The following is a 24,428-nucleotide window of genomic DNA, read 5'->3' on the forward strand; positions in this document are numbered from 1 at the left end:
GATATGGCAACTAAAAAATCAGGTGGTAGTTCCTGTAATGGTAGAGATTCAGCGGGTCGTAGGTTAGGAATAAAGAAGAATGGGAAGGTTATTCCTGGTAACATAATTGTGCGCCAAAGAGGCACAAAATTCCATCCTGGGAAGAATGTTGGTATAGGTAAAGATCATACGATTTTTGCTAAAATAGAAGGCTGGGTCAGCTTTAGAAGGTCAGCAAATAAAAAGACTTTTATTGATATCGTGCCTACAGATAATATGAAAGCTTCAGCTTGAATAAATCATGGGTCTGTAGCTCAGGTGGTTAGAGCGCACGCCTGATAAGCGTGAGGTCGGAGGTTCAACTCTTCCCAGACCCACCATTTAGTAGTTACTAACTGTGTTTTCTATAGCGGTTTTGATATTGTATAAGCAAAAACATGAGTTTATATAAAAATTTAGTAACCAGTGAATCAGTGGCGGCTGGTCATCCAGATAAAGTAGCAGATCAAATTTCAGATGCAATACTTGATGAGTACCTTTTTACTGATCCTTTTGCGCGAGCTGCAATAGAGACTTTAGTCACCAAAGATAACGTTATTATAGCTGGGGAAGTGTTTGGGCCTAACATCAAAAATAGCAGGATTGAAAGTATTGTACGGAATACAATAAAAGATATTGGTTACAAGCACGATGGGTTCCACTGGAGAAAAGTGAAAGTAAATATATTGCTGCATGAGCAATCAAATGACATTGCAATAGGGTTGGATCAAGGTGCTGGAGATCAGGGCATAATGTATGGCTATGCAACAACAGAGACAGAAAACCTTATGCCGGCACCCATTTTTTATGCACACTCGATTCTGAAAAATATCATGAGCGCAGTTAAAGAAGCAAAACTTGGTCCAGATGCAAAGTCACAAATCACTTTGGCATATGAGAATAACCTCCCGGTACGTGCTGAAAGTATTATTGTCTCAATACAGCACCCTGAGGATTTGGATCAATCAAAAGTAAAAGAAATAATTTACCCTTACATAGTTTCATCTTTACCTGAAGGATGGATGTGTCCTGAGGAAAATCTCTTAGTCAATCCAACTGGTAGATTTGTTATTGGTGGACCGGTTAGTGATTGTGGATTAACCGGACGAAAAATTATGGTTGATACTTATGGAGGTTATATTCCACACGGTGGAGGAGCGTTTTCCGGAAAAGATGCAACCAAAGTTGATAGATCTGCGGCTTATATGGCAAGATATCTTGCTAAAAATATTGTCTTTGCAGGTTTGGCTGAACGTTGTCTTGTGCAGCTTTCTTATGCAATTGGTGTATCAAAACCTACTTCATTCTATATTGATACATTTGGTGCGAATAAGGTAGAGGAAAGAGTAATTAAAAAGTTTATCGAGAATAATATAGATTTATCAACAAAAGGCATAATCAAGCATTTATCGCTTAATCATCCTATATATAAACGTACAGCCTGTTATGGACATTTTGGTAAAGAGTCAGAAAGTGACGGTGGATTTTCTTGGGAAAGCATAAACTTGTCTGCTGATCTTCGTAGAGAATTCAATATAGAAGGTAATAGTAAAATTTCTTTAGATTGCTAAAATTTTTGATTTACAGCCCCATATTTATATACTAGCTTATTGTTAAAGCATAGCACGCTTTTTCATAATAATTATACCACATTAGTAATAATTTTTATATTCAATTTTTATTGTGAGGCTTATAAAGTGTATAACGAAATAGAAGGAGAACTGTACAACGTAATTGTAAGAGGTTGTCCGGAAACTAGTAAATTCAAGCATATTCCCTCTTTAACATAACCCTACTCATAGCTAGGTATATGAAATTCTCAGTGGATGTTGTGAGTAAATCATACTCCTTCGATAGCCTTCTATTCCTATTAACCCAAGCAAAAGTCCTTTCTACAACCCATCTTCTTGGCTGTACTTTAAACCCTTGTTCTCTTGTTGGTAGTAGCTCAGGTGGCGTATCTTTGTGCACCCAAAATCTACATGGAGGCCTTTTAACAATTTCAATATCTATGTCATATTCTTCCTTTATGTGATTCTTTAAATTTCTTCCTTGGTATCCCATGTCAGCCCACATTTTTTTAACTTTAGTATATTTTGTTCTCATATTGTTTAATGCTATTTTAATACCATCTCTATCATTTTCGTTAGCAGCGCCTACGTAACAACCTAGTATAAAACCCTGAGTGTCTGTAATTATATGCCTTTTTCTACCCTTTACTTTTTTACTTCCATCATAGCCTTTGATCCCCCCTTTTCTGTAGTCTTTACAGATTGACTATCTACTATACAGGCACTCGGCTGCTCATTCCTTCCTATTTTTCTTCTACTATATTTTGTAATTTCATAATTCATTTTCTCAAAAATTCCCTGCTTCTTCCATTGCCTGAACTGCTCATACACAGTCTTCCATAGCGGAAAATCATTTGGTAAATACCGCCATTGACACCCTGTACGCAATACATAGAAAATTGCTTCTAATATTTCTTTTTTGCTATACTTTGGCGGCCTTCCTCCTTTCTTGTATGATACTCTGAAGTGTTTTTCTATTCTTGCCCATTCCCTTTCGCTTAGATCTGTTGGATACTTTTTTCTCATCTTTACCCCGTACTAAAATTTCAGATATTATAGCCTTTTACTAGTTTCCGGACAACCTCTAAAAGAGTTTTCTGATCTTATTGATAAAATAAAAGAACACCCTTTTAATGTTGAATTGATAAATAATACATTAGATTATGAAAAATTCAAATTCTACCTTCAGCAGGATTTTCTGTATTGTATAGACTGCGCTCGTGCTTTTTTAATTGTTGCAGCTAGAGTTGATGATATTGAAATGATGAGTAGTTTAATCAATTTGGCACAAGGAGCATTTTATGTTCGAGAACAGTATAAAAAACATTTTGAAGATTGTGATCTATCTGATGATCACAAAAAGTCAAGAGCTTGTTCTGCCTTTACTGACTTTTTCATGAGTGCCGCATATCACAATTCTGTTAATGAAGCTTTAGTAGCATCTTATTCTTGCTTTAACATATACCAAATCGTTATACGCCATATGGTAAATGAGATAACAACTAAAGGGGTTAAAAATAACAAATACAAAGAGTGGATCAACATTTATAGTAGCGAAACAGTAAATGCTGTAATTGATGAGGTTACTGATATTACAAATAAGCTATATAAAAAAGCTAGTGACTGTGAAAAAAAGAGGATGTATGAGTTTTTTAAGAAAGGGCTGGAATTAGAAATAATGTTTTGGGATGAGGCATATTACTCTAATATATCTAGCAAAGAATATTAGCAGCGGATTATTTACGTTAACTTGATCTTTTATCGGTAACTACAGTGTTCAGTGGCATAATTAGGAGCTGTTACGGGTCAAATCTTTTAAAGGATATAATTTAGCATCCTTTTAATGTTGAGTTAGCGAATAACACCCTAAATATAGAGAACTTCAAATTCTATGCTCAACAAAAGACGTTGTTCTTAGGTGATTATATTCGTACCACCTTAATTACTGCATCCAAAATGGAAGATTATAGTAGTATTATCTCGCTTGCTGAAGTAGCCCAAAGAGTAGTGACTGTTAATAGAATGCTATATGACTACTACTTTACTATGTACGGTATAAGTCGCGAAAAGAAATCTCTTGAGTGTTTTAATTTCACTAATTTTCTTTTATCCATCTCGCATAGTAATACCTATGAGGCTATGACGGTTTTGTATTCTTGCATGTTTATATACGAGACTGTCGTTGATAGCATGAAAAATAGATTCAAGAAAAATAATAGATATAGGGATTGGTTTAATTTTTGTTACAGTGATTCAGTAAAGTCTGGATGCATTATTTTGGAAAATATTGTTGATGGATATTGCAGCAGAGCAAGAGAAAACGAAAAGAGCAGAATGCTTGAGTTGTTTAGAATAACTGCACAATTTGTGTTAGATTTTTTGAACGGTGCATATAATTTTTCAAGATTCAATCAATTTCCTAAGGAACATTGACAATTTTAAGCTAATTTGTATCCTTAATAAGTATTTTTTAAAATGCTATGAAAAGTAAAGAACATGATTTTCATTTAGTGGATCCAAGCCCTTGGCCAATTGCTGTATCAGCAGCAATTCTTATTCTTGCACTTGGATTAGTTGGCGCGCTTCATAAACAAATTGTCGGAATGTTTTGTTTAGTTTTGGGAATCTCCGCAGTATCAGGGGTGCTGTTTTATTGGTGGAGAGATGTAATAAGGGAGGCCATTTATGACAAATGTCACACTGCCATTGTAAAACATGGACTCAAATTTGCAATGTACTTGTTTATTCTCTCGGAGGTCGTATTTTTTATAGTGTTCTTTTGTTCATTCTTTAAAGCCTGGCTTGATCCAGTTTTTTTATTTGAGGCGTTTTCTCCTGCAAAAAAAGTTGAATGGCCCCCTGAGGGAATTTTGCCACCTGATCCGTGGTCACTACCATTCATGAATACATTAATATTATTGCTTTCTGGTACAACAATTACTTGGGCAAATCACTCTTTACTTAAAAATGATAAAAAGAGCATGATTAAAATGCTGTCCATAACTATATTGCTTGGAGTTTTTTTTATAATAGTGCAAGCAATAGAGTATCATGAAGCGAGTTTTTCTCTACAAGAAACAGGAGAAAAGCTTATTTATACATCCAATTTTTATATGATTACCGGTTTTCACTGCGCACACGTTATAATAGGAATAATATTTTTATCAGTGTGTTTATTTAGAGCACGGAAAGGCCAATTTACACTTCAGGACCATTTGTGCTTTGAGTTTGCCTCCTGGTATTGGCACTTTGTAGATGTAGTCTGGATATTTTTATTTTTGTTTGTCTATTGGTTAAGCGTTTATTAAGTGGTTAAAATAATAGGTCTAGATCCAGGAATAAGCAAGACTGGGTGGGCCATTATCAGCCTGAACGAAAAAAATAATATTGAATTTTTGGGCGGCGGTACCATATCAACTGATGGTAAATTGGGTACAGGTGAACGCCTACATACAATTTTTGAACAATTAAAGAAAGTAATTTCCCTATACTCTCCGAATGAAGCTGCGGTAGAAAAAATTTTTGTTAATAAAAATCCTAAATCTTCACTAACTTTGGGATATGCAAGAGGGGTTGTAATTTTAGCGTTAAAAATAACAAAGCTAACTATGAATGAATATGATGCAAACTATGTAAAAAAAAGCATTACCGGAAATGGCCATGCTGATAAGGATCAGATTATATTTATGGTGAAGCAAATAGTTAAAAATTTGAGTATAAAATGCCACCATGCTGCTGACGCTCTTGCTGTAGCAATTTGTCATGCTTATACGAAAGGTTCTTGTTTTGTTGAGTAACTTTTATATGGGATTCAGTTTGAAGATTTCCAGATCTGGAAAAACTATTTGATTGTATTTATCTTGTCTAACGTTCGTTGCAAAATAATACATGCGGAGATTTTATCATCTATTTTTTTCGATTTTGTGATTGATACTCCAGTAATTTTTAGTGTATGAGTTGCGATAGATGTTGAGAAGCTTTCGTCTTGTAAGTATATATTTACTTTATATTTTTTTATTATTTTATTTGCGAATTGGATTATAGTTTTACACCATTTAGTTTCTTGCTCGTCCATTTTTAATGGTAGTCCTATTACCATTGATCCAGATTCATTTTCTTTGAATATTCTATGCAGATAACCTAAATCTTTGCTCATATTTTTTCTGTGATATATGCTATGAGCTGTGGCTATGAGCTGTGTTTTATCGCTAAATGCTATGCCTATTTGCTTTTCTCCCATGTCAAGGCACATTATGCGCTTATCTTTTGGAATAGACTTTAGAAACTCATCTGGATTTCTATGTAGCATCTATTAGACTTCCTTTAAAGTGACCTTACCAAAAAAGTGGAGAGAAAGTTAAGAAAATTTTTTACAAAAAGAATAATGAATCAAATTGCTCAGGAATGCAATAGACTTCTTGCATAACCCAAACTAAGTAGAAAAAAGGTATCATCTAAGTAGCTGACACTGGTTTCCATCCAAAAGGGCAGTGCCCCTATGATGTCATTCCAGTGCTTGACACTGGAATCCAGACTTTAATTGTTATACTTGTAAATAAGTCTGGTGAGAATAGACGTTCATCTCAAAATGCAGTATTTTTGTTGAAATAGCTCAACTGGATTCCAGCGTCACGCGCTGGAATGACACCTTTGTGTTTGCATAGCTGTACGAACATTGTGATTTGAGAGCAATCTCCACAAGGGAGGATGTCATTCCAGTGCCCAGACACTGGAATCCAGGAAAAAGAATGGTGTCATCCAAGTAGCTGACACTGGGATCCAGAAGACTTAATTTCAACCAAATAATAAAGGCTGGATCCCAGTGCTTGGCACTGGAATGACAGCAATCCTACGTCATACCACGATTCATTCGCGGTATCTCGGCCGCTAACAAGTAGCGGGATGACGGTTATCGTTTAGCTACAGACATTAAGAAATTTACCAAACGAAAAAAAAGGCAAAAGAAGCCCCGTGGTTGGCTAATTAGAGGTTGTCCGGAAACTAGTAAATTCAAGCATATTCCCTCTTTAACATAACCCTACTCATAGCTAGGTATATGAAATTCTCAGTGGATGTTGTGAGTAAATCATACTCCTTCGATAGCCTTCTATTCCTATTAACCCAAGCAAAAGTCCTTTCTACAACCCATCTTCTTGGCTGTACTTTAAACCCTTGTTCTCTTGTTGGTAGTAGCTCAGGTGGCGTATCTTTGTGCACCCAAAATCTACATGGAGGCCTTTTAACAATTTCAATATCTATGTCATATTCTTCCTTTATGTGATTCTTTAAATTTCTTCCTTGGTATCCCATGTCAGCCCACATTTTTTTAACTTTAGTATATTTTGTTCTCATATTGTTTAATGCTATTTTAATACCATCTCTATCATTTTCGTTAGCAGCGCCTACGTAACAACCTAGTATAAAACCCTGAGTGTCTGTAATTATATGCCTTTTTCTACCCTTTACTTTTTTACTTCCATCATAGCCTTTGATCCCCCCTTTTCTGTAGTCTTTACAGATTGACTATCTACTATACAGGCACTCGGCTGCTCATTCCTTCCTATTTTTCTTCTACTATATTTTGTAATTTCATAATTCATTTTCTCAAAAATTCCCTGCTTCTTCCATTGCCTGAACTGCTCATACACAGTCTTCCATAGCGGAAAATCATTTGGTAAATACCGCCATTGACACCCTGTACGCAATACATAGAAAATTGCTTCTAATATTTCTCTTTTGCTATACTTTGGCGGCCTTCCTCCTTTCTTGTATGATACTCTGAAGTGTTTTTCTATTCTTGCCCATTCCCTTTCGCTTAGATCTGTTGGATACTTTTTTCTCATCTTTACCCCGTACTAAAATTTCAGATATTATAGCCTTTTACTTGTTTCCGGACAACCTCTTATAGCATTTCTCATAATAGTCCGAATAGGTCATAGGAAGGCAGAATCAACAGCACGACGAAAGGATTCGAATAGAGGAATGTTTTTCCTGGCTCTGTTTTTTATAGCAAACCAATGATGCTCAATTTTGTTAAAATCTGGAGAATAAGGCGGCAGATACAAAATTTCTGCACCGACTCCTTTAGCGAGCTTGATAAGCTTATCAGACTTATGAAAAGTAGCATTATCAAGAATGACAGTTTGTCCAGGTTCTAAGATCGGTGCCAAAAATTGCTCAAACCATCCATTAAAAATATCCATATTACAGTGGCCTTCAAATGTTAATGGAGCAACTATCTTTCTTCTACTTAAGGCTGCAACCATGCTGATTCGTTGAGTTTTTTTTCCAGATTTTAGGGCATAAAATCGCTGTCCTTTCTGGCAATACCCATATGGATAGTCCTCCGTGTTATCAATCCCAGACTCATCTATATACACTAAGTTTTCTGGTTCTTTTGTTGCTATAATTTTTAAGAATTCAGCACGTTTTTCTTCGTTCCTTTCCTTGTATCCATATGTCTTTTTTTGCGCGTAAATCCAATTTTTCTGAGAGCTCGGTGGATCGTTTGGATACTAACGTTGCCCCAAAGTTTAGCCATTTCCGACAGAGTTTTTCTACCGTGTTTTTTAGCAAATTCGATAAACTTATTCCAGTCGATAATTTTCTGATTGTAACCTCCATTACCGAGTTTTTTTGACTGAAAGTCGCCTGTTTCTTTTTTTCTTTGCTGCCACTCCCACAAAGTAGTTCGTCCAATTTTAAATCTTGCTGCCACTGCTTCTCTGCTTTCCCCTTCGTCTAGTGCTTCCATTGCTTTTTTTCTTAAATCATAACTATATGCTGCCGGCATCCAACCTCCTTATCGCCATCTATCCTTATCTTATCATATCCGGACTTCTGTGGAAAGAGCTATACTTACATTATACTTTCAAGTATGGCGTTTTTTTATTCTAAACACTTAATAACCGCGATTCAGTTGCTTTTAAACCGCAACTAATCTAAATTATAAACGTTAAGAAATTTACTAAACAGAAAAAAAGGCAAAAGAAACCCTAGGGTAGCTAGTTATTCACTATCCATTTTTTAAGTTGGCGTTTTTTTATGTTTTAAACGCTTTATAAGCGCGTTTCAGCTTATGTAGGTAGAAGTTTTATAAAGACATAAGGTGCACATAGTGCAAAAAATTAAACATGAGACGCCAGATACGTGAGTTTTTTTGTCATTTAATCTGTACAGAGAAGATAAATAAATAGCTTCAATTTTATGATAAGAGGGCTGGCGAAGCTTGTCAAGTAATCTTTTGCATTTAACCCGTTTCTATGGGTAAAACAATCTGCATACCACTTAGCTAACATGAGTTTTGTTTTGACTTTTTGTGCTAATTTTGCAGAATATTAAGATTATCATTTAAATAAAATACATGACGAAAGAGGATTGGGAAGCGGTAATTGGGCTTGAGGTGCATGCTCAAGTTTCTTCTAATACGAAGCTATTTTCTAGCTCATCAACGGAATTTGGTGCTGAGCATAACACTCAAGTTTCTCTAGTTGATGCGGCAATGCCAGGTACGCTGCCAATACTAAATTATTACTGCATAGAGCAAGCAATACGCACTGGTCTTGCACTTTCTGCAGAAATTAATAAGTATTCTTACTTTGATCGGAAAAATTATTTTTATCCTGATTTACCACAAGGTTACCAGATAACTCAGTTTTTTGAGCCAATAGTTAAAAACGGTAGAGTATTTATCAACGACAATGAAAAAGAAATAAGAATTGCGAGAATTCATTTAGAGCAAGATGCAGGAAAGAGCGTTCATGAGGAAAGCAGAACTTATGTAGAGTTAAATCGTGCAGGGGTTGCTTTAATGGAAATTGTTTCAGAGCCAGATCTCCGTTCATCTGCGGAAGCTGCAGAATGCATGAAAAAATTGAGGCAGATTTTGCGTTACATTGGTTCATGTGATGGTGATATGGAAAAGGGATCACTTCGTTGTGATGCAAATGTTTCTGTCCGCCTAAAAGGCAGTAGCGCACTTGGCACTCGTTGTGAGATAAAAAATCTGAACTCGATACGTTATATTGTGCAAGCTATAGACTATGAAATACAAAGACAAATTGAAATTTTAGAAAGTGGAGAAGAAATAAGTCAAGATACCTTATTATTTGATGTTGCTTTGGGAAAAACAAAAGTGATGAGAAGCAAAGAGGATGCAAGCGACTATAGATACTTCCCTGAGCCTGATTTATTACCTGTTGAGGTAAGCCAGGATAAAATAGATTCTATTAAATCATCTTTACCCGAGTTGCCAGATCAAAAAAAGCTGCGATACATTGAGGAATTGGGTATCAACGAATACGATGCAAACGTCATTACCTCCGATAAAGCAATTGCTGATTATTTTGAGGAATTGATAAAAAAACATGATTCAAAGCTCGCCGTTACCTGGTTAACCGTAGAGCTTTTTGGTCGTTTGAATAAAGCAGGTATTGATATTGTGAGCTCCCCAATCAAAGCAAATGCTTTGTCCGAACTCTTAGATTTTATCGTTGATGGAACAATCTCTGCTAAACTTGGCAAGCAGGTATTCGATAGTATGTTTGAAACTGGCAAACCTGCATCTTTAATTATAGAAGAGCAAGACCTAAAACAAATAACCGATAGAGGTCAAATATCAGGAGTTATCGACACAATCGTCAATAACAACCAAGATAAAGTTCAAGAATACAAAAGCGGTAAAACAAAGTTATACGGATTCTTTGTCGGCGAAGTTATGAAACTTACCAAAGGAAAAGCCAGCCCTGATGTGGTGAATTCAATTTTGAGTGAGAGATTAAGTAATTAGTCACATTTTTTTATTTACATAACAGCACATCTCGTAGATATTCCAAGGTCTTTGTTACGATATCTGTATATCATGACATATAACTTTTTTACCATTTGTTGGTACTATTTTTAAAATTATGTGAGGTTGAGGATGCCTGAAACTTATCCTGCTTGGGGAAGAAAGCGGTCTCTTCATGGTGATATAGCTCTTTCCACAGAAGTCCGGATATGATAAGATTAAGGATAGATGGCGATAAGGAGGTTGGATGCCGGCAGCATATAGTTATGATTTAAGAAAAAAAGCAATGGAAGCACTAGACGAAGGGGAAAGCAGAGAAGCAGTGGCAGCAAGATTTAAAATTGGACGAACTACTTTGTGGGAGTGGCAGCAAAGAAAAAAAGAAACAGGCGACTTTCAGTCAAAAAAACTCGGTAATGGAGGTTACAATCAGAAAATTATCGACTGGAATAAGTTTATCGAATTTGCTAAAAAACACGGTAGAAAAACTCTGTCGGAAATGGCTAAACTTTGGGGCAACGTTAGTATCCAAACGATCCACCGAGCTCTCAGAAAAATTGGATTTACGCGCAAAAAAAGACATATGGATACAAGGAAAGGAACGAAGAAAAACGTGCTGAATTCTTAAAAATTATAGCAACAAAAGAACCAGAAAACTTAGTGTATATAGATGAGTCTGGGATTGATAACACGGAGGACTATCCATATGGGTATTGCCAGAAAGGACAGCGATTTTATGCCCTAAAATCTGGAAAAAAAACTCAACGAATCAGCATGGTTGCAGCCTTAAGTAGAAGAAAGATAGTTGCTCCATTAACATTTGAAGGCCACTGTAATATGGATATTTTTAATGGATGGTTTGAGCAATTTTTGGCACCGATCTTAGAACCTGGACAAACTGTCATTCTTGATAATGCTACTTTTCATAAGTCTGATAAGCTTATCAAGCTCGCTAAAGGAGTCGGTGCAGAAATTTTGTATCTGCCGCCTTATTCTCCAGATTTTAACAAAATTGAGCATCATTGGTTTGCTATAAAAAACAGAGCCAGGAAAAACATTCCTCTATTCGAATCCTTTCGTCGTGCTGTTGATTCTGCCTTCCTATGACCTATTCGGACTATTATGAGAAATGCTATATCTACCAACTAAAGTGGGTAATGCTGCTTCTCAAACGTGCAGTAGATGTTGGATATTCTTTCCGTTTAGCTACAGAAATGGAATCAGCTACGGGTTTTGATGATATTGTTTTTCAGGATAGGAAAAATGAAAAAATAGTACATAGGTTTATACAAAACAAACACAAGCAAAATGAATGCGAAAAAATCGGTGTAGGTAAATTGCTTTCAAAAAATAAAAGTGGTGAATTTAGCGTTCCAAAATATTTTGTTTCATATCTAAAGATTAAAATTAATCCAGATTTTGCAGATGGTGACCTAAAGGACTTTACTATCTGTACTAATATCGGTTTCGATCTAGCTCAAAGTGCAACACAAAATACAATAAAAAAGTTGAAAGCAAAAACTTCGGGACCAAACAAGGGAATAGAAATTGCAGTTGAAGTAATAAGCACTAGTGATATTTTTTTTAAATACGGCGGTACGAGATACAAGTTCTCTTGTACTCACGATAACATGATTTCAATAGTGCAACCGGCATTTAAGAGTGCTGTAAAAGAAGCAATAGAAGAATTGGAAAAGGAGATAAAAGAACTTCAAGGTAAATCAGATCAAAACTCAAAAAGAAAATTGGAAAGAAATCAGGTATGGCAACGTGAGTTTGAGCGAATGACAAATGAAGGCAAGTTAGAAGAGAATATAAGGGAATTTTTTGATAAATTAGTATTTGCAGTAGATCAACCTAACGAGATAAAACTAGCGGAAATCATTGAGAATGAGTTGGGAAAAGAATTTAATAATCTCGATAAAAAGAACGTTTATAGTCGCTTTCTGGTAGAAGTTCTGGATTGGATGAAAGCAAGAGAGGGAAAGTTTCTATCACATGAAGAAATAAAGGAGTTTTTTGAAAAAATAAGAGAGGAAATTTTAGGAGCGATTTGGTTTGATGTAAGAGGTCCAGTCAGACTATTTACAGGAAGAGATGAGGAATTGGGAATGCTACATGATTCGCTACAACGCGATCCCAAAGGTGCTGTAATTTCATACATAACGTCTATTAGTGGTCCTGGGGGGATGGGAAAAAGCCAGTTAGCTAGAAAATATGCTTGTAAATATAGAAGATATTATGACGGCAATGTTATATGGATAGACGCTGAAAACTTTGAAGCTATGAAAGATTCTTTCTTAAGGTTAGCTAGAGATAGATTAGGTATTTCTTCTAAAGATAAGTATGGAAACGACAAAACGATAGAAACTATTGTTAGAGAAGTATATGCTTTCTTCGCAAGAAGGAGGAGCCTGTTCATTTTCGATAACGTTCAAGAGTACAAAAAGATAAGTAAATTTTTGCCATTTTCTTTATCTCCTGATCTTAACAAGCCTCATATTTTGATTACCTCGCATGATCAGGAACTGGAAAAGGGAATAGACGTTATAAAGCTAGGAGAATTGGAACAAAGAGACGCTATAGAGTTTGTTAAAAAAGGATTTAATATACTAAAAAAAGATAAATCGCAAGATCGGGAGATAGAAAATTTGGTAAGAAGGTTGCAATGCTTTCCTTTAGCTATACAACAAGCAATATCATATATTGAAGATCAGAGAATAATAGAGGAGTTTAAAATTAGTGATTACCTAAAAGAGTATGAAAAGAAAGCTAAGAAGTTGCTTAAGTCTAAAATATTTCAAGGAATTGATAACGACTATACTAAAACAACTTTTACAGCTTGGGAAGTTACGATGGATAAAGTAAGAAGTGATGAACAATATGGACCGTTAGCTTCAGAGATTTTAGATGTTTTGGCTTATTTTGCACCTGATAAAATCGCTAGAGAAATATTCTTAAATTCGGTAAGTGATTATAAGAAAAAGCAGTTAAAGCTAGCCATCCGTTTACTTGTGAGATATTCCATGGTGGGCGGTGAACAAAACCAAAGTGTATTAAATGTCCATAGGTTAGTACAGGAAGTAACTGAATTAAATTTACAAAAGGAAGGCCGAGAAGAAGAAGTTCTCAGAAAAGCCCTAGAATTAATAAATAGTGGTAATATAGTAAAAGATAGTACAATTCATGTTGCATCTATTTGGGGATATGCAAGTAAATATGGTAAATTGATTGATGACTTTTATTTCAGCTCATCTTATGTACATGGAGAACCGCTTTTTATAAAGAAAAGTGCACCTTTACACTTCCTTGCTGTAAGTGGTGATTATGAAGCAATTAGTGCAATAATAACACATATAGAAAGACATTACCCAGGTGAATTGGTAAAAACTGTTAATGTTAAGGACAATCTCGGTCAAACTCCGTTACACCACGCTTCTTATAATGGAAATTTGAGAGTAGTAGAGTATCTTATTAGTAAAGGTGCTGATATTAATGTTAGAAGCGAAAATGACTGGGTTCCATTGCACTATGCTTCTAGGAGTGGAGTACTAGCTGTAGTGGAGCATCTTATTAGTAAAGGTGCCGATGTTAATGCTAGAAGCAAAGATGACTGGGTTCCGTTACACCTGGCTGCTTGTATTGGAGAGCTAGATGTGGTGAAGTGCCTAATTAACAAAGGTGCTGATGTTAATGCTAATGCTACAAAGCCACTTTATTATGGAACTCCATTACACTTAGCTGCATACCACGGAAAATTGAATATCACAAAGTGCCTAGTTAGTGAGGGTGCTGATGTTAATGCGAGGGATGGGAATAACTGCACTTCTGTCCATAGAGCTGCTTACAGTGGAAAATTGGATGTAGTAGAGTACCTTATTAGTAAAGGTGCTGACCTTAATACTGAGGATGGAGATGGCAATATTCCGTTACATAAAGCCGTCCAGAATGGGAAATTAAATGTGATAGAATACTTCGTTGGCAAGGGTGCTGATGTTAATGCTAAAAACAGATATGACTGGACTTTGTTACATTGGGCTGCTTATAACGGCCAGTTGGATATAGTGAGATATTTAATCAATAAAGGTGCTGAGATTAATGCTAAAAGTTGGTCTAATGACACTCCGTTGCACCTAGCCGTATGTAGCGGAGTGTTGGATGCGGTAAAGTGTCTTGTTGGTAAAGGTGCTGAGGTTAATGCTAAAAGCAGGTATGGAGGCACTACATTGTGCTTAGCTGCTATGACGGGAAATGTTGACATAGCTAAGGTGCTACTAAAACACAACGCAGACATTAACACCAAAAATAATGAAGGAAGAACAGCATTACATTATGCTGCTAAATATAATCACCAAGAGCTTGTGGAATTACTTTTAGCTCATGGTGCATCCTATGACTACTAGAAATTTTGCATTTAATTTATAGCTCCGCTTCTGTCAGAGCATAAGATGACAGAAGTGGGCTTTAATAACTGTAGTACTATAGCTGTTATACTCCAAAAGTAAGTATTAGATATAACAAATAGAAGAAATTAGATAGAATGATTAAAGGGGCAAGAATATAAAGGTTTAACTTGAAATAACCTGATAAAATTTGAATCACACTTCCAAGTGCTGGCACCCACGAAAGTAATAAAGTTGCAAAAATTAGCAAATTTTTTGTAACTTTTGGCATTGTATATCCGTTTTCTAATTTGTGGTATGATTTTCGTATAGAGATTGTTATTTTACCTAAGTACCAATTAACTATTCCACCAAGACTTGATCCTAGTACTCCAAAAAATAACATCAGTAGTGGAGTGTGATACGACCTGAAATAAAGCATGGTATTGAACACAAAACCTTGATGTATGGGTAAGACTAATGATGATACTAGACTATCTGTGAATAACAGGAAGTAGTTTTCCATATGAATTTACCAGGTTGTTGTACCATCTTCATTGTCAGAAATTGTAACCCCTATTTGTTTCAACTGGTCCCTTATTTTGTCTGCAGTATTATAATCTTTATTTTGTTTTGCTGCTCTTCTTAAATCTATCAATCTTTCTATTTCTTGATGACTCACACCAGCAGTAAACCACTCTTGATAACTTGACTCAAGAAGACCAATAAATCTGGCACTCTTAACAAAACTCTCAGTTAATTTAAGCTTTTCACTTTCATTACTCATTTTGTTAATTTTTGCAGCCATTTCATGTAATATAGCTAGAGCTTCAGGGATGTTTAAGTCGTTTTTTAAAGCGTCTATAAAATCTTTAGAAATCTCTGCGTTACTTTCATCAATATTTGTTGTATCTAAACCACGTGATAATCGATTAAATTTATTTAAGGTTTCCTGTGCATCAGAAATAACGTTTTCTGTCCAATCAAGTGGTTTTCTGTAGTGAGTTTTGAGCAGTGCATAGCGTATTACTTCACCCTTTATTCCACTATCTAGCAAATCCCTTACTTTGACTATATTAAATAAGGACTTGCTCATTTTCTCTTCATTTACTGTAAGAAAACCGTTATGTATCCAGTATTTTGCAAACATTGATCCAGCAAATGCAGACTTACTCTGTGCAATTTCATTTTCATGGTGAGGAAATTGTAAATCTATGCCGCCGCCATGAATATCAAAATCTTTGCCAAGGTAAGCATATGACATTGCTGAGCATTCTATATGCCATCCAGGTCTGCCCTCTCCCCATGGGCTATTCCAATAACTTGAAAGTTTGTAGTCAATATCATTTGCAGGCTTCCACAGCACAAAATCTCCCGGGTGCTTTTTATTTTCATTAACTTCAACTCTGCTACCTGGAACCAATTCATCAGTTTTTTTTCCTGATAAAGCACCATATTCATGGTAAGATTCTATATTAAAATACACATGTTTGTCAGATTCATAAGCGTGGCCTGATTGCAGCAAATGTTCAATTAATTTTATAATATAATCTACGTTTTTCGTTGCTTTTGGCTCGTGTGTTGGCTCTGCACAATTTATGCTTCTCATATCTTCATGAAAAGCCTTGGTGTAATATGTGCTGATACTTTCTATGTTGCTATTTTTTTCACTTGCTGCATTAATTATCTTATCATCAATGTCGGTTATGTTACGCACATAGGTAACTTTGCCATAACAAAACTTAAGTAGCTGAAATAACACATCATACACAACAACAGACCGTGCATTGCCTATATGTGCTGTGTCATATACTGTTGGTCCGCAAACATACATTTTCACATGATCTTTATCGATAGGTGTAAAAAGCTCCTTTTTTTTTGTTAAGGTGTTGTAAAGCCTAACCATATACGAAGCTTTTGAGAAAAGAAAATGCCCCAATGATAAGTTGTGGCCCTTTGACTACTACAACAAGAGTAAGCAATAGCCCACACAATGATATTAAAACTCCCAATATGGATAGAAACCCATCTTTACTCATAATGCCAAGCGAAATAAGAGTCGTACCAATTGCAGGAATGAAGTTAGTAAGAGGCAATGGAAGAGCTATCGATAATGCAGAAAGCAACATTACAAAAGCTAAAATCTTTTCACCGGGCCCATAGAAAATAAAAGACATTCTTGGTTTCATGAACTTTTCTATTTTTTTTAATGCTGGAGAAGTTTTCTCTACCACAAGAGCTAGTGTTGAACGCTGAAAAGATCTTCTTTCTAGCCAACTGGGCATCCAAGGAGAATCAAATCCAAATAAAAGCTGCAATGAGAATAAGATTAAAGGTATAGAAAGAATAGTTGTATAACCAGGTGGAACCGGTATAGGCACCGATAGCGGCAAGGAGAAGATGATTATTAAAATACCAAAACCACGCTCATGCAAAGCTGTTTTAATGTCAAACAAAGTTACTTTATCGCTATCATTGTTATTGGTATCTGCAACTTCTTTTAGAATATCAGAAGCTAATTTATCACTTTTAGTCAACTTATCATTTTTTGACACGAAAAACCTTTGATAAAAATAATTCTTAACACAATTATTGTTTTATTTCAATATGCATTATTCATTTTGCGCTAGTAATTCGTTCTTTTGTTAAAGTGTTGTAAAGCTTTTAAGAAGAGAAAGTGCTCCGGTTATAAGTTGTGGTCCTTTGACTATTACAACAAGAGTAAGCAACAACGCGCACAATGATACTAAAACTCCCAATATGGATAGAAACCCGTCTTTACTCATAATGCTAAGTGAAATAAGAGTTGTGCCAATTGCAGGAAGGAAGTGAGTAAAAGGTAATGGAAGAGCTATTATTATTGCACAAAGCAACATCATAAAAGCCAGAATCTTCTCACCAGGCCCATAGAAAATGAAAGACAGTCTTGGCTTCATGAATTTTTCTATTTTTTCTAATACAGGGGAAGTTTTCTCTACCACAAGAGCTAGTGTTGAACGCTGAAAAGATCTTCTTTCTAGCCAACTGGGCATCCAAGGAGAATCAAATCCAAATAGAAGCTGCAGTGAGAATAAGATTAAAGGTATAGAAAGAATAGTTGTATAACCAGGTGGAACCGGTATAGGCACCGATAGCGGCAAGGAGAAGATGATTATTAAAATACCAAAACCGCGCTCATGCAAAGCTGTTTTAATGTCAAACAAAGTTACTTTATTGCTATCATTGTTATTGGTATCTGCAACCTCTTTTAGAATATCAGAAGCTAGTTTTTTATCTTTAGTTAGTTTCTCACTTTTTTGCACAATTATCCTTTAATAAAATATTCCTCTTAAGCTAACATAGTTGTTGCTGTATTTCAATATTTGTTATTTATTTCATACCAACACTTCATCTCTTTCATTCTTTAACCTGACTAAGTTTTTAAACAGATGACATGCACTAAGGTGCATGTCACGAAGTATGAGGACGCTAACGATCTGGTTCATTAGACGATAATTTTTCTGAGTCCTTAAGCTCCTGTTTAAGGTTTTTGATGCCTTTTCCTAAATCACCCATAACTTGCGGTAATCTGCCTGCACCAAACAGAACTAAAATTATTATTAAGACTAGAAACAATTGCCATGGTCCTAAACTCATTTTCACCTCCATTTAAAATATTGACCTTTAAATATTAAAACTTGACTGAAGTCAAGTAACACATAGATTATATCACCTTTATTTAATTATAAATCAAGGTTTTTTAATTATTTTATAACAATCCCAAACTAGATTATTTTCTTGCAGCGAATAAGTGGAAACTTTTCGCTTAACTGTAGAGTAGAAGAGAGCTCACTAAAAAACTTTGCTAGCGTATCATCTTTAGGCTTATGGTATATATCGCTAGAAACTCCTGATTGAATAATTTTACCATTTTTCATTACGTAGATAAAATCTGCAACTTTCAATGCTTCTTGCGGGTCATGAGTTACCATTAGCACAGGGATATTTTTACTTCTAAAAAGGGACAATATATGTTGTCTTATTCGGCACTTGAGCAGTATATCTAAATTAGAAAATGGTTCATCTAACAACACAACATCAGGGTTTTGTGCCATCACTCTTGCTATTGCAACTAATTGTTGCTGTCCTCCAGATAAGGCGTTAGGGTACATATTTTCGTATTTTTCTATATTGAGTAACTTCAAAATTTCCAATGCAATTAGGTGCTTTTCTCTCTTGGAAGAGCTGCGGATAGCAAAGGTTATATTTTCTACTACTGTTTTATGAGGAAATAATGCAGAATGCTGAAAAATCAATCCGATATTTCTATGCTCTATAGCGACTGATGCCTTATTACTTGCAACTAACCTATCATTTATAAAAATAGTTCCAGATTTTGGATTTTCTATCCCCGCAATTAATTTCAAAATTGTTGACTTGCCACAGCCAGAATGCCCCAATAAACATGCAACATTTCCTTTCTTTACTTTAATGTTTATATTGCTTAAAGCAAAGTCGTTTTGATTGTTATAGAAATAACCAATATTGTTAACTAGCATTAATCTTACTTAAACCATGTTATTAAATATAATAGCATTATACTCAAGAAGTACAGAAATGTTTTTTGTCGTCATAAATTGGTTATGCAAGAAATCTAGAAAAGAAAGGATTTTTTGCTATAACTTTACATGAATGGTAGGAAATACGGGACTATAGCTCAGCAGGATAGAGCGTTGGACTCCTAATCTGAAGGTCGTGCGTTCGAATCGCACTAGTCCCACCACATTGCTTCACAAATTTTATGGAGATTTTTTTTCACAAATACGCACACCTTTTTTTGCGGTTTTAAGATATAAATTCCCTAATAATAAAACGGGTTTTGTGTCATTCCAGTACTCCTCTCTTATAATTCACGTATTTAAGAATGACTTCTGCTAAACCTTTACTAATTCCAGGTACGTTTTGAATTTCAGCCAGAGAAGCTTTGCTTATATTTTTCACTGAACCAAAATAAGACATCAACGCTTTTTTTCTTTTGTTGCCAATGCCGGGTATTTTGCTTAATTGTGAAACTATAAACTGTTTATCGCGTTTTTTTCTATGTGAAGTTATCGCAAAACGGTGGGCTTCATTACGCAGCGATTGTAAGTAAAGCATGACTTTGCTGTCATTTGCCAGACTGAATTCTTCCCTGCCCAGCATATAAAATCTTTCATTTCCTGCGTTACGATCAGGACCTTTTGCCATACAAGCAAAAGGAACGTTTATATTCAATACTTCCAGTACATTCTGTACTATGGAAACATGTCCTGGTCCACCATCAATCAGTAAAAAATCAGGTATTATGCCTTTTATATTGCCGGAGAAACGTCTGGTTAGCACTTCCCTCATCATTTTATAGTCATCGCCTGAAAATTTTTCCTTTATAGTAAATTTTCTGTACTCACTTTTTAAAAAACCCTCCTGCCCTGCAACAACCATTACACCAATTTGTTGGTTTCCAAATATATGGCTATTGTCATAAACCTCAATACGCTTTGGAATATTTGGTAACAAGAAGATTTTGCTAAGCTCCTCAAGCTTTTCTAGGTTATTTCTATAATCGATAAGCTTCTGCTCTAAGCTATGCTGAGAGTTATCATAAACAAATTTCAATAAATCACGCTCTTTTTTATTCTTTGCATGCAGAACTTTTACTGGCTTTTGAGCAACCTTATATAGTGCTTGTTCTATAATTTCCTTATCCACAATAGAATCTGGAACGTAAATTTGTATTGGAGGTATGTTAGCTGAATTATAAAAATTGACCAAAAAGGTGGATAAAATTTCATCATTTGAGTGATCACCACAGTTCTCGGCAAAGTAAGGAGTGCTGCCGTAGTTGTCTTTATTTCTAAACGATAACACACTAATACATGCTAGATCCTCTTCACGTACAATACTGAAGAAATCTGCATCTTTTTCAAAAGAAAAATCCGTGTGCTGTATTTGAATTTGCTCAAGAAACTTTACCCGATCTCTATATATAGCAGCAAGCTCATAGTTTTCTTCACTGCTGCACTTTCTCATTGTGAAAAGTAACTGTTCTTTCACTTCCTTATTTCTTCCAAGCAATGTATTTCGTGCCTGTTTTACTGATTGGCAGTAGTCGTCTTTTGTGATTTTGTTTATGCATGGTGCTGAGCAGCGCTTAATTTGATATTCAATACATGGTCTTTTTGTTGAGGAAAAGTATTGATCTGAACATACTCTTAGGAGAAAAGCTTTTTGCAATGACAATATAGTTTGCTTAACAGCAGCGGCAGATGTAAAGGGACCATAATAATGAAACTCATTTTTCTTAAATTTGCCTCTATATTTTGCTATTCTTGGATAATCGTGCTTGGAAATTGTTATATAAGGATAAAATTTTCCATCCTTGAGCACAATATTATAAAGTGGTTTCAATGATTTTATTAGCTGTGCTTCAAGAAGCAGTGCTTCGATTTCATTCTCAGTGATGAATATTTCAACCTTAATAACCTGTAAGAGCATAACTCTAATTCGTTCAGAAAGGTTTTCGAATTGAAGGTAGTCGGATAACCTTGACTTTAAGTTTTTTGCTTTTCCAACATATAAAACTTTATTCTTATCTCCAACCATCTTATACACGCCACAGGATTGTGGAGATGATTTGATTTGTTCTTTATATTGCCTGAGCATTTATCCATTGTTTAACCTGTATGAGGTTAAAATCTGCTACTAAATGAAAGATGGAAACTACATTTTCAAGCAAAGATAATCTGTTTCTTCTCAGCTTATCAGAATCACAGTTAATCTTTATACTGTCCATAAACTGATTGATAAACGGAGCAAAACCAGCAAGTTCATCAAGTGCTACATTAAAGTGGTTATTTTTTATCGCTTGTTTTATGTTTTTACAAGCAGTTATAGCACAATTTGATAGCGCAATTTCTTCACTTTCAATCAAAAACCTCTTACCGTAAGATGCACTATAAGTAGTGCCATCACTTTTCCTTGCTTTGCTCATCATGTTACTGACTCTTTTGTAAGTGCTTAGAATTTGTTCACCTTCTGGAGTACTAAGATAACGATCCAATATAACAGTTTGCTTTTCTGCTGTCAGCAGATCATTAATATCGATTTTATATAGTATTGAATCTACAACATCTTGCCTTATATCTCTATTTTTTAAAATAACCTTGAATCTTTCTAAGCAAAATCTAAATACTAGTTCTGAAATTTGTTTTCTATTCGGCTTATCAACTGACGCTGTATTTTTATTAAATAGAAGCCTTGAATATAAAGATACTGACTTGTCTATCATTAGCCTAATTGGAACATGCAAATTATTTTCAAGTATTGTCCTAATTATACCAATTGTCATTCTCCGCAAACCAAATTGATCATACGAACCAGAGATTTTCTCACCTGCTGCAATTAAACCAACTAAGCTATCCACTTTGTCTGCAATTGACACAGCAATTGCAGAAGGAGATTTAGGACACTCCTGCTCTGGCCCGATTGGCTTATAATGCTCAGTTATAGCTTCCACTATTTCTCTATCTTCTTGAAAATAAGAAGCATAATATCCACCCATTACTCCTTGTAATTCTGGAAACTCTCTTACTATCGATGTTGCCAAATCAGCTTTTGCCAAATATGCAGCACGTTCAACTTTTATCAGCGAAGCATGTGGAATAAATATAGCTATATACTTTGACAAAGCCGTAATACGCTTCACCTTTTCCCCCACGCTGCCAAGTGAAGCATGAAATAATATTGAACCTAATCTTTTGACATAATAATCTAGATTTTCCTTTTTATCTTGAGATATTAAAAATTGGGCATCAGCAAGACGTGCTTCTAATATTCTTTCGTGTCCTTTAACAACTTCACCATTGTTGACGTTGACAACAGTGACAAAGTGTGAAATTCTCTTTCCATTACTTAAAGCAAGGTATTTTTGTTGTGTATTAACTATACTAAGTATTACTTCCTTCGGTAATCCAAATGACTTTTCTTGATTCACTTCACCAAACAGTACGATTGGCCACTCTATAAGCCCTGTCAATTCATTTAGTAAATAATCATTTTTCTCAAGTTGTAAATTCTGCTCTTTTGTGAATTTATTAATCTGATCTAGTATAAATTGCTTTCTTTTGTCCATTTGGAGAATTACACTGTTTTTTTCTAGCAATTCAAAATAGTCTTTAGGTGTTTTAACAGTAAGCGCCGTACCACTTGAGAGAAATCGATGGCCATATGTTGTGTTAGATGCTGTGATCCATGCAAAAGATACAGGTATTATTTCATCATTTAAAATGCATAAAATGTTTTTAATTGGCCTAACCCACCTTTCTTTTCCTTCGCCCCATCTCATACTTTTTGGCCAAGAGAAATTTTTTAATATTTCTCCTAGTTGATTTTTAAGAAACTCTTGAATGTTAAATGAGCAGCTTTCTCTTTTAATGAAGTAAAAATCCTCATTATTTACTTTTCGAACGAGCAAATCTTCTTCATTTTTCTGATATTTTCTTAAAAAACCCTCGATAGCACTTTTTGGTGCGTTAATGTTTGGTCCCTTAACTTCGTTATTGGAATCCTTTAGCTCCAAAGCATTTATGTTGTCAACAAATAGAGTAATGCGACGTGCCGTTATAAAAACCTCCATTGATGTAAATTTTACATTATTTTTGTTAAAAACATTGGCAATACAGCTCTTAACTTGAGTTGCAGCTACATTCTGCATTCTCGGTGGTATTTCTTCTGAAAGGCACTCAAATAATAACTGCAACGACATACGCTATTTACTCATGTACAATTCACAACATTTTTTTGTTAGCTCTCTAACTTTACCAATATAAGCTGTACGTTCATTTACACCAAGCACACCTCTTGCATCAAGCAGATTAAGTAGGTGACTAGTTTTAATACATTGGTCATAGGCTGCCATTGGTAGCTCCTTTTCAATAAGGAACTTACACAATTTTTCCGTATCTTCGAATTGCTGCTGTACCACTTTAGTATCATAATAATCTAACGCTAGATAAGAAAATTCATATTCTCTTTGTTTAAAAATATCTCCGTAAGTTACACCGTTATCGTTCCAAATTATATCGTAAACATTATCTACACCTTGTATGCACATTGCTAAACGTTCCAACCCATATGCCACCTCACCAGGAATCATCTTGCAGTCAATCCCTCCAACTTGCTGTATATAAGTAAGCTGTGTTACTTCCATTCCATTGCATGTAACTTCCCATCCAAGTCCTGATGCACCAACACTTGGATTTTCCCAATCATCTTCAACAAACTTAATATCATATTTTTCTGTAGATATGCCAAGAACTTTTAAGCTATCTAAATAGACGTCTTGTAAATTATTACCAGATGGCTTTATTATAACTTGATATTGGTGATGTTGATACAAACGATTAGGATTATCACTATAGCGTCCATCTGCTGGCCTAATTACTGGTTGTAGATATGCAATTTTTGCCGGTTTTGTATCAATTGCAGACATAATTGTTGCAGGATGTAATGTGCCAGCACCAACTTCAGATGTGTATGGGTGAAGTATAACACATCCTTCACTAGCCCAAAAATCTTGTAACTCTTTTATTATACTTTGTAAGTTCACACAAATTGTACACTTTTTATACTAAATATATAAATAAATAAGTA

General features: G+C 35.1%; 21 protein-coding genes, 2 tRNA genes and 1 pseudogene. 11 read left to right on the plus strand and 13 right to left on the minus strand.

Features of this window, described 5'->3' with window-relative positions; translation table 11 throughout:
• The first annotated feature begins 3 nt into the window (after positions 1–3).
• From rpmA to metK, 3 genes are all read left to right on the plus strand, one after another.
• A complete protein-coding gene (rpmA, locus tag ABWU55_RS06375; protein ID WP_006279564.1) occupies positions 4–273 on the plus strand; it encodes a 50S ribosomal protein L27 in 270 nt (89 codons plus the stop codon).
• A 9-nt stretch (positions 274–282) separates the two neighbouring features.
• Positions 283–359, plus strand: a tRNA-Ile gene (locus ABWU55_RS06380).
• 57 nt (positions 360–416) lie between these two features.
• Positions 417–1,589 carry a methionine adenosyltransferase gene (gene metK / locus ABWU55_RS06385; RefSeq protein WP_182282475.1) on the plus strand — a complete coding sequence of 391 codons (1,173 nt, stop codon included), beginning with the start codon at positions 417–419 and terminating at the stop codon, positions 1,587–1,589.
• A 193-nt stretch (positions 1,590–1,782) separates the two neighbouring features.
• On the opposite strand, the gene ABWU55_RS06390 is transcribed toward metK, so the two are convergent.
• Positions 1,783–2,615, minus strand: a protein-coding gene (locus ABWU55_RS06390) for an IS5-like element ISWpi1 family transposase (RefSeq protein ID WP_209472412.1) whose coding sequence is annotated in 2 segments (ribosomal slippage) — positions 1,783–2,246 and positions 2,246–2,615 — 834 coding nt in all. Because the reading frame shifts where the segments join, the coding sequence is not laid out codon by codon here.
• A 115-nt stretch (positions 2,616–2,730) separates the two neighbouring features.
• Here ABWU55_RS06390 and ABWU55_RS06395 point away from each other — a divergent pair.
• From ABWU55_RS06395 to ruvC, 4 genes and pseudogenes are all read left to right on the plus strand, one after another.
• Positions 2,731–3,318 carry a TenA family protein gene (locus ABWU55_RS06395; protein ID WP_353286267.1) on the plus strand — a complete coding sequence of 196 codons (588 nt, stop codon included), beginning with the start codon at positions 2,731–2,733 and terminating at the stop codon, positions 3,316–3,318.
• Between the two features lie 116 nt (positions 3,319–3,434).
• Positions 3,435–4,022: pseudogene (locus ABWU55_RS06400) on the plus strand (TenA family protein); the annotation flags it as partial.
• 47 nt (positions 4,023–4,069) lie between these two features.
• The gene (locus ABWU55_RS06405) at positions 4,070–4,897 is read left to right on the plus strand and encodes a cytochrome c oxidase subunit 3 (RefSeq protein ID WP_006279354.1); all 828 of its coding nucleotides are present in this window, start codon (positions 4,070–4,072) and stop codon (positions 4,895–4,897) included.
• Positions 4,898–5,386, plus strand: a complete 489-nt coding sequence (ruvC, locus tag ABWU55_RS06410) for a crossover junction endodeoxyribonuclease RuvC (protein WP_209473140.1) — start codon at positions 4,898–4,900, stop codon at positions 5,384–5,386.
• 44 nt (positions 5,387–5,430) lie between these two features.
• On the opposite strand, the gene ruvX is transcribed toward ruvC, so the two are convergent.
• The 3 genes from ruvX to ABWU55_RS06425 form a co-directional block, all read right to left on the minus strand.
• Entirely contained in the window at positions 5,431–5,898 is a 468-nt protein-coding gene (ruvX, locus tag ABWU55_RS06415) for a Holliday junction resolvase RuvX (RefSeq protein WP_209473142.1), read from the minus strand.
• Positions 5,899–6,599: 701 nt separating this feature from the next.
• A protein-coding gene (locus ABWU55_RS06420; RefSeq protein ID WP_094189578.1) for an IS5-like element ISWpi1 family transposase occupies positions 6,600–7,432 on the minus strand; the annotation gives its coding sequence in 2 pieces (ribosomal slippage) (positions 6,600–7,063 and positions 7,063–7,432; 834 coding nt in all).
• 90 nt (positions 7,433–7,522) lie between these two features.
• Positions 7,523–8,382, minus strand: a protein-coding gene (locus ABWU55_RS06425; protein WP_156518142.1) for an IS630 family transposase whose coding sequence is annotated in 2 segments (ribosomal slippage) — positions 7,523–8,058 and positions 8,058–8,382 — 861 coding nt in all. Because the reading frame shifts where the segments join, the coding sequence is not laid out codon by codon here.
• A gap of 570 nt (positions 8,383–8,952) precedes the next feature.
• Between ABWU55_RS06425 and gatB the strand changes: the two genes are divergently transcribed.
• The 3 genes from gatB (at position 8,953) to ABWU55_RS06440 (ending at position 14,780) form a co-directional block, all read left to right on the plus strand.
• Positions 8,953–10,377, plus strand: coding sequence for an Asp-tRNA(Asn)/Glu-tRNA(Gln) amidotransferase subunit GatB (gene gatB / locus ABWU55_RS06430; protein ID WP_353286268.1), 1,425 nt, complete (start codon positions 8,953–8,955; stop codon positions 10,375–10,377).
• Between the two features lie 247 nt (positions 10,378–10,624).
• Positions 10,625–11,484 (plus strand): IS630 family transposase gene (locus ABWU55_RS06435; protein WP_156518142.1). Its coding sequence is split into 2 segments (ribosomal slippage): positions 10,625–10,949 and positions 10,949–11,484, totalling 861 coding nucleotides; the frame shifts between segments, so codons are not numbered across the junction.
• Positions 11,481–14,780 carry an ankyrin repeat domain-containing protein gene (locus ABWU55_RS06440; protein WP_353286269.1) on the plus strand — a complete coding sequence of 1,100 codons (3,300 nt, stop codon included), beginning with the start codon at positions 11,481–11,483 and terminating at the stop codon, positions 14,778–14,780. The genes ABWU55_RS06435 and ABWU55_RS06440 overlap by 4 nt, the downstream gene beginning before the upstream one ends.
• Before the next feature lie 85 nt (positions 14,781–14,865).
• On the opposite strand, the gene ABWU55_RS06445 is transcribed toward ABWU55_RS06440, so the two are convergent.
• The 6 genes from ABWU55_RS06445 to ABWU55_RS06470 form a co-directional block, all read right to left on the minus strand.
• Positions 14,866–15,285 carry a DedA family protein gene (locus ABWU55_RS06445; protein ID WP_209473226.1) on the minus strand — a complete coding sequence of 140 codons (420 nt, stop codon included), beginning with the start codon at positions 15,283–15,285 and terminating at the stop codon, positions 14,866–14,868.
• Between the two features lie 6 nt (positions 15,286–15,291).
• A complete protein-coding gene (cysS, locus tag ABWU55_RS06450) occupies positions 15,292–16,665 on the minus strand; it encodes a cysteine--tRNA ligase (RefSeq protein WP_264329778.1) in 1,374 nt (457 codons plus the stop codon).
• Positions 16,658–17,314 carry an exopolysaccharide biosynthesis protein gene (locus ABWU55_RS06455; RefSeq protein ID WP_209473222.1) on the minus strand — a complete coding sequence of 219 codons (657 nt, stop codon included), beginning with the start codon at positions 17,312–17,314 and terminating at the stop codon, positions 16,658–16,660. The genes cysS and ABWU55_RS06455 overlap by 8 nt, the downstream gene beginning before the upstream one ends.
• Positions 17,315–17,404: 90 nt before the next feature.
• Positions 17,405–18,061: an exopolysaccharide biosynthesis protein gene (locus tag ABWU55_RS06460; RefSeq protein ID WP_010962397.1), complete on the minus strand. Its 657-nt coding sequence runs from the start codon at positions 18,059–18,061 to the stop codon at positions 17,405–17,407.
• A 166-nt stretch (positions 18,062–18,227) separates the two neighbouring features.
• Positions 18,228–18,395 (minus strand): twin-arginine translocase TatA/TatE family subunit, encoded by a 168-nt coding sequence (locus ABWU55_RS06465; RefSeq protein WP_006013840.1) that lies wholly within the window; start codon positions 18,393–18,395, stop codon positions 18,228–18,230.
• A gap of 128 nt (positions 18,396–18,523) precedes the next feature.
• Positions 18,524–19,297: an ABC transporter ATP-binding protein gene (locus ABWU55_RS06470; protein WP_006280146.1), complete on the minus strand. Its 774-nt coding sequence runs from the start codon at positions 19,295–19,297 to the stop codon at positions 18,524–18,526.
• Positions 19,298–19,444: 147 nt separating this feature from the next.
• Between ABWU55_RS06470 and ABWU55_RS06475 the strand changes: the two genes are divergently transcribed.
• Positions 19,445–19,521, plus strand: a tRNA-Arg gene (locus ABWU55_RS06475).
• A gap of 101 nt (positions 19,522–19,622) precedes the next feature.
• Here ABWU55_RS06475 and uvrC read toward each other — a convergent pair.
• The 3 genes from uvrC to ABWU55_RS06490 are packed head-to-tail and all read right to left on the minus strand — an operon-like array spanning position 19,623 to position 24,384.
• The gene (gene uvrC, locus ABWU55_RS06480; protein ID WP_182318997.1) at positions 19,623–21,440 is read right to left on the minus strand and encodes an excinuclease ABC subunit UvrC; all 1,818 of its coding nucleotides are present in this window, start codon (positions 21,438–21,440) and stop codon (positions 19,623–19,625) included.
• Positions 21,424–23,541: a glycine--tRNA ligase subunit beta gene (gene glyS / locus ABWU55_RS06485; protein ID WP_353286270.1), complete on the minus strand. Its 2,118-nt coding sequence runs from the start codon at positions 23,539–23,541 to the stop codon at positions 21,424–21,426. Before glyS ends, uvrC begins: the two co-directional genes overlap by 17 nt.
• A gap of 3 nt (positions 23,542–23,544) precedes the next feature.
• Entirely contained in the window at positions 23,545–24,384 is an 840-nt protein-coding gene (locus ABWU55_RS06490) for a glycine--tRNA ligase subunit alpha (protein ID WP_010082308.1), read from the minus strand.
• Positions 24,385–24,428 lie beyond the last annotated feature (44 nt).

Origin of the sequence: Wolbachia endosymbiont (group A) of Crataerina pallida (assembly GCF_964028475.1) — a bacterium.
Classification (GTDB): domain Bacteria; phylum Pseudomonadota; class Alphaproteobacteria; order Rickettsiales; family Anaplasmataceae; genus Wolbachia; species Wolbachia pipientis.

Bases quoted from the DNA above. Each gene is read 5' to 3' on its own strand.
- gatB (WP_353286268.1), top strand. From the start codon at position 8,953: ATGACGAAAGAGGATTGGGAAGCGGTAATTGGGCTTGAGGTGCATGCT.
- cysS (WP_264329778.1), bottom strand. From the start codon at position 16,665: ATGGTTAGGCTTTACAACACCTTAACAAAAAAAAAGGAGCTTTTTACA.
- ABWU55_RS06440 (WP_353286269.1), top strand. From the start codon at position 11,481: ATGACCTATTCGGACTATTATGAGAAATGCTATATCTACCAACTAAAG.
- ABWU55_RS06405 (WP_006279354.1), top strand. From the start codon at position 4,070: ATGAAAAGTAAAGAACATGATTTTCATTTAGTGGATCCAAGCCCTTGG.
- ABWU55_RS06465 (WP_006013840.1), bottom strand. From the start codon at position 18,395: ATGAGTTTAGGACCATGGCAATTGTTTCTAGTCTTAATAATAATTTTA.
- ABWU55_RS06470 (WP_006280146.1), bottom strand. From the start codon at position 19,297: ATGCTAGTTAACAATATTGGTTATTTCTATAACAATCAAAACGACTTT.
- rpmA (WP_006279564.1), top strand. From the start codon at position 4: ATGGCAACTAAAAAATCAGGTGGTAGTTCCTGTAATGGTAGAGATTCA.
- ruvX (WP_209473142.1), bottom strand. From the start codon at position 5,898: ATGCTACATAGAAATCCAGATGAGTTTCTAAAGTCTATTCCAAAAGAT.
- glyS (WP_353286270.1), bottom strand. From the start codon at position 23,541: ATGTCGTTGCAGTTATTATTTGAGTGCCTTTCAGAAGAAATACCACCG.
- ABWU55_RS06445 (WP_209473226.1), bottom strand. From the start codon at position 15,285: ATGGAAAACTACTTCCTGTTATTCACAGATAGTCTAGTATCATCATTA.
- metK (WP_182282475.1), top strand. From the start codon at position 417: ATGAGTTTATATAAAAATTTAGTAACCAGTGAATCAGTGGCGGCTGGT.
- uvrC (WP_182318997.1), bottom strand. From the start codon at position 21,440: ATGCTCAGGCAATATAAAGAACAAATCAAATCATCTCCACAATCCTGT.